Below are 13891 nucleotides of genomic sequence, written 5' to 3'. Positions count from 1 at the left end.
TACATTTTATTCCGCTATTTGCGGGCAGTAAGACGCCCACCTCGAAATTCGGCGAATACGAGGAAGTTATGTTGTAAGTATTTACATATAATTTGTCTTAGTGTACTATTTAACTAACACACTAAGACAGGAGGGGGAAAATGAAAATCGAGTTTTCTCCAAACACACCAATTTACATTCAAGTAATGGAATGCATAAAAAAGGAAATTGTAACAGGACATTTATTGTCTGGTGATAAAATTCCCTCCGTACGTGAATTAGCGAGTGAATTGCAAGTAAATCCAAATACGATTCAACGTACATTTCAAGAGCTAGAACGGGATGAAGTTGTTGTAACACGTAGAGGAATGGGGCGATATGTAACGAATGAAGGGGAGAAAATTATGGAGCTGCGAAAAGATATGGCGAAAGAATTACTTCATTCTTTTATAGATGGAATGGACAATTTAGGTTTTTCAGAAGAAGAAATTCTTTCAATTCTTCGTTCTTCATTAAATAAGAAAAGGGAGGAGAACGAATGACAGAGCTATTAAAAATAGAGAATCTATGGAAGCGATACGGATTGAAAGCGGTGATCCGGGAATTAAACATAGAGATTACAGAAGGAAAAATCGTTGGGCTTGTTGGAGATAACGGGAGCGGGAAAACGACGTTATTGAAAATGATTGCAGGCTTGCAACATCCTTCAGAAGGTAGCATAGCAATTAACGGTAAAAAAATAGGGTTAGAGACGAAAGAAATCGTTTCATTTATGTCTGATAAGCCAGTCTTTGATGATTGGATGACTGTAAAAGATGCATTATTCTTTTATAGAGATTTTTATAAAGACTTTGATATTCAAAAAGCAGTAGATACGATTGCGGAATTTAAAATACCATTAGAAGAAAAAATTACAGCATTATCAAAAGGTATGGTTGAAAAGCTTCAAATTATTTTAACGTTTTCTCGAAAAGCGAAGTTATACATACTGGATGAACCACTTGGCGGGATTGATCTCGTTTCTAGGGAACATGTACTTGAGCTAATCCTTAAATTTTATCGTGAAGATTGTACGCTGCTTATATCGACTCATTTAATAAGAGAAATCGAAAATATATTTGATGAAGTAATCTTTTTGAAAGATGGAGAAATAATATTGCATGAAAATGTGGAAGAACTACGATTTCAAAAAGGGAAAGCAGTACATGAGCTGTTTAAGGAGGCCTATGAGAAATGAATCAGCTTTTTCGTTATCTGTATAATTGTAATAAGAGAAAGATAGCCATTATTTACTTCGGATTTATTACAGTTTCATTAATTCTTTTATTTAATATGAAAGGCGTTTCAGGAGCTAGAATTTCAGGTAGGCAAGATATAATCATTATTATATTTTTAATCGTACTAGGTATAAATGGATTTGCAATTTTTCTAACAGGTATATCGTCTTTTCGAAAAATGCTAAAAAACTCTATGCTACGTTGTACTTCTATTTCAGCACAAAAGTATATATGTGCAAATGTTTTATTTTCTGTACTACTCTTTATGATTTTACTAGGAATAGGAATCATTTTTCTATACTATTTTTCTTTAAATATTTACAATGGAAAAACAAATTTAGGTGTTCAGCAAGCAATCCACAGTTTATATGATTATGGAATATTCCATCATATGTTATCTATTTTCTTATGGGGACTAGATTTTGTTAATATGCTAGTTTCAATTTATTTAATTATAGTAATTGTGAAGCTATTCAATGTGAAATCATCGATGAGTAAGATTGTTTGCGTAGTCTTATTCGTCATTTTTATCGCATTTAATGGGGGAATAACGTATATCTTTCAGCAAATAGAAAAGTATATGTTTGCCATAAATAATATTGGATTTATAGATCAAAATGGCTTTTTAAATACATCATTCTATTCTGGCACAGATATTACAGTTTTAAATCTATGTTTTAATTGTTTATTAACAATTATATTACTAGTCGTTACAGGTCGTATCATCGACAAAAAACTAGAAGTCTAAAGGAGGAGTCAGCATTGGGAAACGTAGTAGTGAAATTAGAAAATGTTCGAAAAAAGATTGGTAAGACAGAAATTATTCGGGGCTTATCATTTGAGGTTCAAGAAGGAGAAGTATACGGGTTCCTTGGACCGAACGGTAGTGGTAAGACGATGACAATTCGTATGATGACAGGTCTTATTTCGATGACAGAAGGTGATATTACAATTTGTGGCCATAGTATTCGCACAGAGCGTGAAAAGGCGCTAGAGCAAATTGGAGCGATTGTAGAAAATCCCGAGCTATATGATTATATGACAGGAATGCAAAACTTAAAGCAGTTTGCAAACATGGCAATTACCCCAATTAGTAAAGAGCGTATCGCTGAAATTATAAAGCTTGTTGATTTAGAGCATGCCATTCATAAAAAGGTGAAAACATATTCACTTGGAATGAAACAACGCCTAGGAATCGCACAAGCGTTACTTCATCAGCCAAAAATATTAATTTTAGATGAACCGACAAATGGATTAGATCCAGCTGGTATTCGCCAAATTCGTGACTATTTACAACGATTAGCGAAGGAAGAAAATATTGCAGTCATTGTATCAAGTCATTTATTAAGTGAAATTGAATTAATGTGTGACCGCGTCGTTATTATAAAGCAAGGTGAGTTTGTGCAAGAGTATAACTTACATGAACAAGCGAAGCATGATGAAACGGTAGTTGTAGCGTTTGAAGTAGATCAAGTTCAGAAAGCAAATGAAATCATTAAAGGTGAGGAACAAGGGAATGTAATTGTGACACCTATAATGAAAGAAGAGATTCCGCAAATTGTAAAAGAGCTAGTAAATGCTGATGTACTCGTATACGGTGTTACTGTTCAAAATAAAACGTTAGAGGATGAATTCTTAGCGATTACAGGGGGAGTGAAAGCGTAATGTTTAAATTAATTCAAAATGAATTTTTGAAGTTACATGCGAAAAAAGGTATGTACATTTTAGTAGGTGTAATTGCAGCATTGGAGATTTTGGGAGTTTTAGCGATGCTGAAATGGGGAGGAGGACATGAGTTTAAAGGATCATATTTAGACTTTGTAAGTTCAGAGATTGGTTTAATTACCTTGTTTGCAACAATTTTTGGAATTACGATTGCTTCTCGTACAATTACTGATGAGTTTCAAAAAGGTACAATTAAGCAGTTATTAATCCGTCCTAGAAAACGAATTACAGTTTTGTTCTCTAAATATATTACAGTGTTACTTACTATATTATTTATCATATTTGCTAGCACGTTAATCGCAATGATTATTGGCGGGATTGTAATGGATGGTAGTAAAACAGAATTAACGTTAGGAATCATAATGAAGTCCATTTTATATCAAGTACTTTCACCGTTCTTCTTTGCAACTCTTGCCTTTTTCTTGGCAAACGTATTTAGAAAGTCTGTATTACCATTAATTATTACGTTGTTCCTATTTTTCTTGCAAGGAGCAATTAATATGGTGCTAATAATGTTTGCTAAAGGTGTAGCGAAATTTGTTGTGTTCTTCCATTTAAATTTAAGTGTTTACGACAGCAATAAATTAGTAAGTGGCGGAGTAGAACCACCATTTACAGAATTTACGTTTACAACTTCATTGTTACTTGTAGTTGCATACTTTGCAGTATTACTTGTAGCATCAAGTGTATTATTCCAAAAACGTGACGTATTATAATAGAAAAAATCCCCGTGTTAACGGGGATTTTTATTAACTAAATTTTTTTGATTTATATAGTTTTTAAGTGTGGCAAATACATATTTACTTAGGAATATAATTGTAACTAAGTTGAAGAACATCGATATCGTATATCAAATAAGGTCGTTATTATATAATTTAATAGATATGTTGTCCGAAATTATTTGAGAAAAATAGGAAGATTTTCAACTATATTCATATTATAATTTAGTTATTCGGCATTTGTGGAAGAAGGGCTACCCATAAAACACTGAATAAAGTTTCACTTTATCCCGCTATTTGCCGGGCAGTAAAACTCCCACCCAAAAATTCGGCTGGAGCAAAGAAGTTAGGTGGGAGATCAACTGCCCGTAAAAGCCCGATTGGTGAAGGCTAATAATCAGTGGGGGATGAACAAAACCCCACTGATTAAAGTTTCACTTTATATCATCTCTGGAGGTGTTCAATATGCAATATGCATTTTCACGTATACGGCTACGTAGTTTTTTTGGATGGATGATTATAGGGATGTTCCTGACGATGATTCCATTAAGTTTATCAGGTGCTTCTGACAATACGATAGAGTTCCTGTCACAAATATCAATCTTTTTCGCATTTCCACTATTGTGGCTATATTTAAAAACAAGTAAAAATAATGTTGTTTTTAAAAGTTTTTTTGATAAACCCGGACGTTTACATTGGGGGTTAATTGTATTAGCAACGATAATGGGAATAATTTTTTCAGTCGGTATATCTCAAATTCAATTTTATATTTTAGCACATACTGTACCAAATTTCTTAGTTACTATGTTAGAAGATGGAAATGTAATTAATACGAGTAACATATACATGACGATATTTACTTTCATTTCAGCATGTGTATTAGCCCCAATAATGGAAGAGGTTATTTTTAGAGGGTTTTTCTTACAACGAATGGCTTACAAATGGGGGATTAAACGTGCAGTTATTATATCCTCTCTTATTTTTGGACTAGGCCATTTTGATGTTATCGGTGCTTTCATGTTCGGTGTTATTATGTGCCTTCTATACATAAAGACAAAAAATATATGGACGAATATTGCTGTGCATGCTCTAAATAATTTGATTGCAACGAGTATGCAATTTGTAGGTGGAGATGGAAGTGACGCAATTTCGATTACTGAATTACAAGCACAAAGTAATTTATGGATCGGCATTGGTCTTGCGATTATCGGTTTATTATGGTTAATTCCTTTTACTTGGAAACAATGGCGTACTGTAAAAGAAGTAGGTGTGCCACCGCTTCGCTTAATAAATGAAGAAAAAGTGATGAATTCATCACGTGAAAATGAAATGTATAGCCAAGTTATACTAACGAATAGATTGATGGCGGTGGAACTGCCAGATGAGGCTGTCAACCAGCTCAAGTTAGAAGAAAATGAGTATGTAACAATAGCTGTAGAAGAAGATAAGATTATTATAAAAAAGGCGGATTATAGGCCATTAAAAAGTAGCTCTCCAGTATGAAAAGGAGAGCTACTTTTTAATTTGTAATAATCTCTACACGGAAGTTATTTCCATTTTTCACGTATTTAATATCTGTAACGATCCGAACGGTTTTTAGAAGTTCAACTTTTTCACCAATTCGAGGGATGGTCGGAACATTGTCCCAAATACCAAGCAAGTCATCTAATTGTGCCGTTTTTTCATAAAACCAGATTTTCAATGTAAAGCCCCTTTCTCGAACTTTGTGTATTTTAATACATGATATATCATTTTTATTCTCAATGTAAGAGGTTTTTACTCTTTTTTGTGAATAAAGATGAATTAATCTTCTGGGAAGATATGTTCAATATCCGGAGTAAGAGCTACTTCTGATAATACGATATGAGAAACTGTCGTTGCATATGAAGAAACATCATTGATAAATTCTTCAAGTTCAACGAGTGAAGGAACAGAGATTTTTACAATGTAGCATAAGCTTCCTGTTACTCGGTAACAAAAACTTGCAGATGGATAAGACTGAATAAACTGTTGCATACGTGTTGTATCACCATTTTTTAAAGTGATTTCTAAAATACAATCTAAAACAAGTCCTGCTTTTTTATAATTGATATCGATTGTGTATTTTTGAATAATTCCTTCACTTTCAAGTTTACGAACACGCTCTGTAGTAGACGGAGCGGATAAGTTTACTCGTTTTGCCAATTCGCGCATCGAAAGGCGACTATCATTATATAATTCATTTAAAATTTTTCGATCAACACGGTCTAATTGCATTTGTAAATATACCTCCAGTAAAATGATAATTTTTGTAAAGGAAAATTATAAATTAAGATTCATATGAAATGTAAAGTGAGCTTTATTTATTTTACAATAAAAAAGAGGGAAATAGGAGGGGAAATGATGGAGAGAATTATATTATCAAATATAGGAGATACAAAGTTTCAAAAATTATTAGGGCATAATCCGGATATATTAAATTCGTGGAGTACGTTAGAGAATACACTGTATAGTACAGGGACCCTTTCCGCAGCGTTAAAGGAGCAAGTAAGAAGAACATTAGCGTTTGGGAATGAATGTCCGTACTGTATGGCAAAGGGAAAGCCGGATGATATACAAAAGATAGAAGAAATTAGCGTAGCCGTTACTTTTGCACATGCATTTGTTCATAACCAAAAGGCGATAGATGATAATATGTTTCATGTATTAAAACAATATTGGACTGAAAAAGAAATTGTAGAGCTTTGTGCCTATATTTGTTTTATTACTGCGTCACAGCAACTTGGTTTTCTGTTTCAATTACAGCCCAATTAACTAGGAGGATAATATGCTTAATCAAGCAGCACTTATAATCATTGATGTACAGGAAGCATTTAACTTACCGTACTGGGGCACAAGGAATAACCTTTTTGCGGAAGAAAATATGAAAATTTTGTTAGAAGAATGGAGAAAAAGAGAATTACTAGTTATTCATATTCAGCATGTGAATAAAGAAAATGTGGAGTCAATGTTTCATCTAGATGCAGAAACAGTACATTTTAAAAAAGAAGTGAGGCCATTACCAGGTGAGATTATTATTCAAAAGGTTGTTAACAGTGCGTTCATTGGGACAAATTTAGAAGAGATATTACGAGTAAAAGATTATACTTCTTTAGTAGTTGTAGGATTAACGACAAATCATTGTGTAGAGACGACAACACGGATGTCAGGTAATTTAGGATTTACAACGTATGTAGTGAGTGACGCGACGGCTACTTTTAACCGCATCGGTCCAGGTGGCACAGAGTATAGCGCAGAGGATATTCACAATATGACGCTTGTAAACTTGCATGATGAATTTGCTGCTATTGTGACGGCGAAAGAAATATTAAAAACTATTTCGATAAAATAATTGCAGAATTATGTAGAAAAAAATAAGAATATTTCGTATAATCTAAGTATAATCATTTTGAAAATAGGGGTGTCATCATATGGAGCAAATTCCAGTAAAGAAAATAGAAGAAGTACTCGTTTTAGCAGGAGATGATAAACAAAAGCAAAAGGAATTTTATGAATTGCTCTTAACAACGGAGTTTTATGTTGCTGGTTCATTAGAAGCAGAGGACGGGGCAACAGAAGGCACACTTCGTTTACGTCATTTCCAAGGAGAGGGTAGATGGATTGTTCCATTCTTTACACAATTGGAATTTGTAAAAGCTGTGTTGCCAGAAGGGACACCCCTTATTACGATACGTGGAAAAGAATTATTGGGTAGCATCGAGAAAGATGCTACAGCTGTATTAAATGTTGGAACAGATGTGAGTAAAACATTTATTCCAGAAGAAATTGCAGAGATAGCATCAGGACGAATCTTTAATTATTATAAGTAAAAGGAAAAGCTTAGCAGCTTTTCCTTTTTAATTTGAACATGGAGTGGCTATACCAGAAGAAATAGAAACAGTTTTGTTAGTTGTATTTATTGTTGCTGTAGCTCCGAGGGGAATACCGATATTTGGACTTATATGTCCAATCGGTAAACCGAATAACACAGGTATATTATATGGCATGAAATATTCATATAATATTGTTTGCAATGATTGAGATGGCTTAGAAGGGTTGCAGTCGTGACAACTTGTAAAAATAACGCCACTGCATTCATTAAACTGTCCAGATAAAAGTAGTTGATTTAACATCCGGTCAATGCGGTACGGTTCTTCACCAATATCTTCAAGCAATAAAAGTCTATTTGACGTATTTATCTCATAGGGCGAGCCAATTATACTTGTTAACACAGTTAAATTCCCTCCAACTAATGTGCCTGTAACTGTACATGGAGAGGTAGGTACGATACATTCTGATGCATATAAGATAGATGAATACGGATGGAATAGTTGATTGAAAGAAGATAAAGAGAGAGAATCTATACCTTTTCCTAATTCTTCAATCATTGGACCATGAAAAGTTACAAGCTCTGCATAACGTGAAAAGGCAGTATGTAAAGCCGTAATATCGCTATATCCCCAAAAAATCTTTGGGTTCCGTTGAATGATTTCATATTGAATGTAAGGGAGGAGACGAGCGCTGCCGTAACCACCTCGTGCACAAAAGACTGCTTTGACCTCAGTATTTGTAAATGCTTCATGTATATCATCAAGACGAACTTGATCACTTCCAGCTAAATATCCATACTTTTCATAAACACTCTTCCCAATTATTACGAATAAACCCATCTCTTGTAATACGGTCACACCTTTTAATACATTCTCAAGTGTTGGTGGGCCAGACGGTGCAATAATCATTACTGTATCACCTTTTTGCAACGCATTTGGATAGATCATTGTTCTCAGCCTCCTTCTCTTTCAATATATTCGCTTGAGCGAAAGTTCAATCCTTGTAAAAGAAGGGGAAAGCATGTCATATAAAGAAGGTATAGGGAAAGTAGGAGGGAAAATGATGTTTACAAGTCGAGTAATAGATATATTACAAATTAAGTATCCGATCATTCAAGCAGGTATGGCAGGAGCGATTACAACGCCAGAACTTGTTGCATCTGTGAGTAATAGCGGAGGATTAGGTACGCTTGGAGCAGGATATATGAGCCCAGAACAAATCCGTGAAGCGATTTGTAAAATAAGGGAACTAACAAATAAGCCTTTCGGTGTTAATTTACTTTTAACGAAAGAGATACAGATAGAAGAAGAGAAGGTAAACGAGGCGAAAGTATTACTTAGTGGAGTGAATAGAGAATTAGGTATAGAAGAAGAAAAGACTTTAAAACTTCCAAAAAGCTATAAAGAACAATTACAAGTATTATTAGAGGAAAAGGTACCAGTCGTTAGTTTTGCATTTCAAACGTTAGAAAAAGAAGAAATAGATGATTTGAAAAAGGAAGGGATAAAAGTTATCGGAACAGCTACCCATGTAGCGGAAGCGAAAGCACTTGCTAAGTTAGGGGTAGATATTATCGTCGGGCAAGGTAGTGAGGCAGGAGGGCATAGAGGAACGTTTATTGGGAAAGAACAAGATGCGATGATTGGTACATTTGCATTAATCCCGCAATTAGTAGCGGAGGTACCTCATATCCCGATTGTTGCAGCAGGTGGTGTAATGAATGGGCAAGGGCTTGTTGCGGCATTTGCGTTAGGGGCAGAAGCCGTTCAAATGGGATCAGCCTTTTTAACGAGTGAAGAAAGTATTACGCATGACGTGTATAAAGAGGCGATTTTACATAGTACAGATACGAGTACAACGGTAACCCGTGCGTTTTCCGGGAAATATGCACGGGGTATTCGTAATGAATTTATAGAGAAACATGAAGGAAGAGAAGAGAATTTACCGATGTATCCAGTGCAAAACGTATTAACTTCAAAAATACGTCAAGAAGCAGCGAAGCAAAATAAGGAAGCGTATATGTCGCTTTGGGCGGGACAAGCATCATCATTAGCACGAACGGAATCAGCTCAGCATGTAGTGAAACGTGTCGTGAAAGAAGCAGAGAGCGTAATTGAACAATTACAAGATGTATATAGAAAAAGACCACTTGAATAATTCAAGTGGTCTTTTCGTTAGTTTGCTTTATAAAATTGTTGGATAGCTTCGTCGATGTAAACCCAGCCTTTCCAACCTAAGTGCATATGATCTTTTAAGAAGTACTTATCATATTCATGATTTGAGAAATCAGCAATTGGATAGCCAGCTTGCTTAATTTGCTCATGAACTTTATTGTAGTATAATTCGCGTTTTTCTTTCGGGAAGCCAGCGTAATCATACCAAGGACCTTTTACAGGAACAGAAATGAAGAGCGGTTTTGCGCCAGATTGTTTTAATAAATCAAGTACAATTTGTAAATCTTCATATTCTGGTGATTGGTCATAAGCATCATTTTTTAAGTAACCTTCACGTTGCTTTAATTTCTTCTTAATTTTGCTATTGAAGTAATCATCCTCGATACCGTATTCGTTAGAGCCTGATTCTACTGCACCTGTTTGATCAGCATGTTTACGAGCTTCTTCCCAGTTCATTTGTTTCAATGATGGGTCAAGCTTTTCTTTATGCGGCTTAATATCAAACATAACTGTAAATAAATCTTTACGATCTAGAATGTTACGATAAATATAAGCGAAAGGTTTAGCAGCAAGTGCTTTTACTTTATACTTTGTATCATCGTAGGCGATACCTTCAAGCGAAATTTTTAATAAAGTTTCTTTTTTAACAATCTCAAAGTTTAATAAGCGTTTTGCAATTTGTTTTTTCATTTCAGGTTTTAAATCATCGTTGAAAATGAAGTGGTAACCTTGTTGTTTTGAAAAGTTAGGTGCAAAGTGTGTCTCATCAATACCTTGTGGTACAAACCATTGCGGAGAAAGAACGAATATCATTTTCTTATCTTTCAATTGATCCATTGTAGATGCGAAGTTTAATACATGTACAAGGTCTTGTGTTCCGCCGCGTCCAAGTAGGAATGGTGTGAATCCTTCAGGCTTTACTTTGAAATAATTCGATGGATGAAAAGCATCCATACGTGCGAATTCCGATGAACCGTACATCGGAAGGTATTTCGGGTCTGCTAACATCTTTTGCTGCAAAATCATACTTTGAATCTTTTCTTCTTTTAAAGAAGTCGCAGCTTGTTCTACTTTCTCATCACTTAAAAGTGGGAGTAGGAAGCGCGTAGGAATAAGTAAGAATACAGCAAAAAGGGCCAATGCTAAAAGCATCGGACCAAATTTTACTTTGTTCATCGGATTTCTTCCAACTTTTTAATAACCATATTTGGTGTAGCCCACTCATCGCGGTCAAAATCAGAAATAGAAACTTCAATCTCTAAACGCTCTTGGAATTCTACTAATAAAGATACTACAGCGAAAGAATCAAGAATACCTTCTTCAAATAATTGAACATCTAAGTTTTCTTTCACAATATCGTTTTCACATACTTCTTCTAAAATATCTAATACTTGCTCTTTGAATTCTGCCATTTTTAAAATCTCCTTCATATCCGAATATATTATATGTGCAACTTCTTAATAGTATAAGAAGGGTGCATTAAAAGTATCTGTTAAGGTGTCCAGAGAAAATTAGGAAACCGAAACATACAACGTGGAACGTAATTACAATCGCAAGGACGTGTGTAAATTTATTGTTTGGCCAAAACTTATGCTTCTTGTTTTTTCGTTCGAAAATATCGAATAAAATAAACAAGGCGGCATGATATAGACCATAAATAACATACTGCGCAACAGCACTTCCTTGGATGTGCCAAATTCCCATAATGAAGAAGTTTAAAAATGCACCGATATACGAAATTGTGTAACGGTTCTTAATTAACTTTTTCTTCGTTGCAAAAAAGACGAAACGCATGTAGATGAAATCACGGAACCAGAATGATAAACTCATGTGCCAGCGGTTCCAGAAGTCTTTAATATTACGACTAAGGAATGGCTTATTAAAGTTTTCTGGAGTTTTAATTCCCATCATGTAACTGATACCAATTACGAACGCACTATAACCTGCAAAGTCAAAGAATAATTGCATGCTAGTAGCGTACATAAAAATCACATTAGATAAAAGTGTATCTTGATTGGCGAATACTGCTTTTACAAGATATGTTGTTATCAAATGCGCGATTATAAATTTATACAGAAAACCTTGGAAAATACGGTTAAGCCCTGTATATAATAATTTTTGATACTCCTCAGCACTAGGTGGCTTTTGGATATCTTTTTGGAATCTTCGGTAACGATCGATAGGTCCACTTGAAATCGCAGGGAAGAATAAAACGAATTCCCAGAAATTAAAGAAGGAAAGTTCTTTAATTAAGTTATCGCGAACTTCAAATACCATTTGTACAGCTCTAAATGTTACGTAAGACATACCTGCGAAAACAATAAAATGCAATTCAGGTACAAACGGTGCGATTTTTGCCAAAATAAGAGGTAAAATTGATAAAATAACAGCCATACAAAATGTGAATGTACTATTATTTTGTTTTCTTAATAATAAATAGCCTTTAATAAGGGCGTATTGCCAAATAATAAATGCTGCTAACATCATTGCTTGCTTCGGTTTATCAGAGAAGATAATAACGAGCATTACTAATGTTAGAACGGCATTATATTTACGCAACATTTTACCTTTTAATCCAGCTATGATAGTAGGTATTAATAAAATGCCTACTATAGCGAAAAAATAAAATGATCCATATGCGGTCATGCTGTAACCTCACTCAATAATTTTTTGCGATCTACCTTCCCATTTGGTGTCATCGGAATAGAAGATTGATACATGAATTTACGTGGAATCATGTAGTTCGGTAATCGCTCATTGAGTTCTTTTTTAATTGCAGATGTTAATTTGAATTCTTTTTCAAATGAATGTTCTCCAGGAACAACAACCGCTAATAAATAATCGTATTTCTCACCTTTTTTAATTGGAACAATAACTGCTCCTTCTACGTAAGAACACGCACGAAGATGATGCTCAATTTCTTCTAATTCCATTCGATAACCATGAAGCTTAATTTGGAAATCAAGACGACCATTATAGAATAGAAGACCATTTTCTACATAGCCAGCATCGCCTGTTTTATAGGCGCGCTCACCGTCAATCATAGTAAATGCTTTTTCTGTTAATTCAGGACTTCCTAAATATCCAACGCTTACGCTTGGACCGACAATTACGATTTCACCTTTTTCACCGTCAGGTGCAATTGTACCATCTTCTTTCATAATAAGAAGGCGACAGTCTGATTTACAGTAGCCAACTGGAAGTGATTTGTATTGATCAAGCACTTCTTCTGTAACGTGAATACCTGTTACAGCAACAGTAGCTTCTGTAGGACCGTACGTATTCATAATTGTTGCTTTCGGGAACCGCTCAATTAATTTTCTAGCTACTTCATTTGGTAACACTTCACCGCAGAATAAGAATGTTTTCATGTTTGGTAGCATACTTTCAGAGAAAGAGGCTTCCATTAAACACATTTCTGCGAAAGATGGTGTCGAAGTCCATACTTGTATATCCGATTGCTCTAAAGAAGCAAACAAGTCTTTTGGACGTGCAATCATGTCTTTATCGATTGCCCAAAGTGTACCACCTGTTACTAATGATGGGTAAATATCCATTACAGATAAATCGAATGAGAAAGGTGCTTGGTTTAAGAATACTTGCCCTGTTTGTAAGTTGAAATCTTCTACAGCCCATTTTGTAAAGCTAACAAGACAGTTATAAGTAATCTGAACCCCTTTCGGATTACCTGTACTTCCTGATGTGTAAATAATGTAGAAGTTCTCATCACCTTTTACCGCATGTTCAGGATTTGGAATGTTCCCTTTATGAGTAAAGAAAATATCTTTTAAGTTGTCTTCACTTACGATACGAACTGGTAAATCAGTTACAGTTACTTCTGTTCCTGATAAAAGTAATTTCGCACCAGAATTTTCAGCGATACGTTGTACGCGATCAGCTGGGATAGATAAATCTACAGGAATGTAAGCATGTCCAGCTTTTACACAACCTAAAAAGTTAATAATCATTTCAGGTTGCATATGGCCATAAACCATAATTGGTGAACGATCATCTGGATACTCAGAAGAAATCCAATGTGCTAACGCATCAGAATCTTCCTTTAATTGTTTGTACGTAATTTTCGCATCTCGCCAAACAAAAGCGGTTTGATCAGGCGTTTCTACAGCCCACTTTTCAATTTGTTCTAATAACTTCATAACGTTCCCAC

The 13891-nt window shown here is 34.8% G+C and carries 17 protein-coding genes; 10 read left to right on the top strand and 7 right to left on the bottom strand.

The genetic code is table 11. The features are described from left to right. Positions 1-140: 140 nt before the first annotated feature. The 6 genes from JTF23_RS16055 (at position 141) to JTF23_RS16030 (ending at position 5203) form a co-directional block, all read left to right on the top strand. Positions 141-521: a GntR family transcriptional regulator gene (locus tag JTF23_RS16055; protein ID WP_002158714.1), complete on the top strand. Its 381-nt coding sequence runs from the start codon at positions 141-143 to the stop codon at positions 519-521. Then, the gene (locus JTF23_RS16050; RefSeq protein ID WP_078179568.1) at positions 518-1216 is read left to right on the top strand and encodes an ABC transporter ATP-binding protein; all 699 of its coding nucleotides are present in this window, start codon (positions 518-520) and stop codon (positions 1214-1216) included. The genes JTF23_RS16055 and JTF23_RS16050 overlap by 4 nt, the downstream gene beginning before the upstream one ends. Further along, complete coding sequence (locus JTF23_RS16045; RefSeq protein WP_002158712.1) at positions 1213-2004, top strand: hypothetical protein; 792 nt, start codon at positions 1213-1215, stop codon at positions 2002-2004. The genes JTF23_RS16050 and JTF23_RS16045 overlap by 4 nt, the downstream gene beginning before the upstream one ends. Before the next feature lie 14 nt (positions 2005-2018). Next, complete coding sequence (locus JTF23_RS16040; RefSeq protein WP_070146344.1) at positions 2019-2921, top strand: ABC transporter ATP-binding protein; 903 nt, start codon at positions 2019-2021, stop codon at positions 2919-2921. Beyond that, positions 2921-3697: an ABC transporter permease gene (locus JTF23_RS16035; RefSeq protein WP_204209154.1), complete on the top strand. Its 777-nt coding sequence runs from the start codon at positions 2921-2923 to the stop codon at positions 3695-3697. The genes JTF23_RS16040 and JTF23_RS16035 overlap by 1 nt, the downstream gene beginning before the upstream one ends. Before the next feature lie 468 nt (positions 3698-4165). After that, positions 4166-5203: a CPBP family intramembrane glutamic endopeptidase gene (locus JTF23_RS16030; RefSeq protein WP_204209153.1), complete on the top strand. Its 1038-nt coding sequence runs from the start codon at positions 4166-4168 to the stop codon at positions 5201-5203. A gap of 16 nt (positions 5204-5219) precedes the next feature. On the opposite strand, the gene JTF23_RS16025 is transcribed toward JTF23_RS16030, so the two are convergent. Then, positions 5220-5402, bottom strand: a complete 183-nt coding sequence (locus tag JTF23_RS16025) for a DUF3913 family protein (RefSeq protein ID WP_000707108.1) — start codon at positions 5400-5402, stop codon at positions 5220-5222. Between the two features lie 101 nt (positions 5403-5503). Further along, entirely contained in the window at positions 5504-5956 is a 453-nt protein-coding gene (locus tag JTF23_RS16020; protein WP_002011610.1) for an Lrp/AsnC family transcriptional regulator, read from the bottom strand. A gap of 123 nt (positions 5957-6079) precedes the next feature. On the opposite strand from JTF23_RS16020, the gene JTF23_RS16015 reads away from it, so the two are divergent. From JTF23_RS16015 to JTF23_RS16005, 3 genes are all read left to right on the top strand, one after another. Further along, positions 6080-6493: a carboxymuconolactone decarboxylase family protein gene (locus JTF23_RS16015; RefSeq protein WP_204209152.1), complete on the top strand. Its 414-nt coding sequence runs from the start codon at positions 6080-6082 to the stop codon at positions 6491-6493. 13 nt (positions 6494-6506) lie between these two features. Then, positions 6507-7070 (top strand): cysteine hydrolase family protein, encoded by a 564-nt coding sequence (locus JTF23_RS16010; RefSeq protein WP_204209151.1) that lies wholly within the window; start codon positions 6507-6509, stop codon positions 7068-7070. Positions 7071-7149: 79 nt separating this feature from the next. After that, positions 7150-7548 (top strand): SseB family protein, encoded by a 399-nt coding sequence (locus tag JTF23_RS16005; protein WP_078173237.1) that lies wholly within the window; start codon positions 7150-7152, stop codon positions 7546-7548. Between the two features lie 27 nt (positions 7549-7575). On the opposite strand, the gene JTF23_RS16000 is transcribed toward JTF23_RS16005, so the two are convergent. Next, entirely contained in the window at positions 7576-8496 is a 921-nt protein-coding gene (locus tag JTF23_RS16000) for a S66 peptidase family protein (RefSeq protein ID WP_204209150.1), read from the bottom strand. A gap of 73 nt (positions 8497-8569) precedes the next feature. Between JTF23_RS16000 and JTF23_RS15995 the strand changes: the two genes are divergently transcribed. Continuing rightward, positions 8570-9706 carry an NAD(P)H-dependent flavin oxidoreductase gene (locus tag JTF23_RS15995; protein ID WP_204209149.1) on the top strand — a complete coding sequence of 379 codons (1137 nt, stop codon included), beginning with the start codon at positions 8570-8572 and terminating at the stop codon, positions 9704-9706. A 17-nt stretch (positions 9707-9723) separates the two neighbouring features. On the opposite strand, the gene dltD is transcribed toward JTF23_RS15995, so the two are convergent. From dltD to dltA, 4 genes are all read right to left on the bottom strand, one after another. After that, the gene (dltD, locus tag JTF23_RS15990; protein ID WP_204209148.1) at positions 9724-10899 is read right to left on the bottom strand and encodes a D-alanyl-lipoteichoic acid biosynthesis protein DltD; all 1176 of its coding nucleotides are present in this window, start codon (positions 10897-10899) and stop codon (positions 9724-9726) included. Then, positions 10896-11135 (bottom strand): D-alanine--poly(phosphoribitol) ligase subunit DltC, encoded by a 240-nt coding sequence (dltC, locus tag JTF23_RS15985; protein WP_002011622.1) that lies wholly within the window; start codon positions 11133-11135, stop codon positions 10896-10898. The genes dltD and dltC overlap by 4 nt, the downstream gene beginning before the upstream one ends. A 67-nt stretch (positions 11136-11202) precedes the next feature. After that, positions 11203-12369: a D-alanyl-lipoteichoic acid biosynthesis protein DltB gene (dltB, locus tag JTF23_RS15980; RefSeq protein WP_002202675.1), complete on the bottom strand. Its 1167-nt coding sequence runs from the start codon at positions 12367-12369 to the stop codon at positions 11203-11205. After that, on the bottom strand, positions 12366-13880 hold the full coding sequence (gene dltA, locus JTF23_RS15975) for a D-alanine--poly(phosphoribitol) ligase subunit DltA (protein ID WP_002202674.1): 1515 nt from the start codon (positions 13878-13880) through the stop codon (positions 12366-12368). Before dltA ends, dltB begins: the two co-directional genes overlap by 4 nt. Positions 13881-13891 lie beyond the last annotated feature (11 nt).

The sequence above is a fragment of the Bacillus sp. RIT 809 genome (genome assembly GCF_016892495.1).
GTDB lineage: Bacteria > Bacillota > Bacilli > Bacillales > Bacillaceae_G > Bacillus_A > Bacillus_A cereus_U.
The sequence above is the reverse complement of the archived record's forward strand: the minus strand, read 5'-3'. Positions and strand labels throughout refer to the sequence as shown.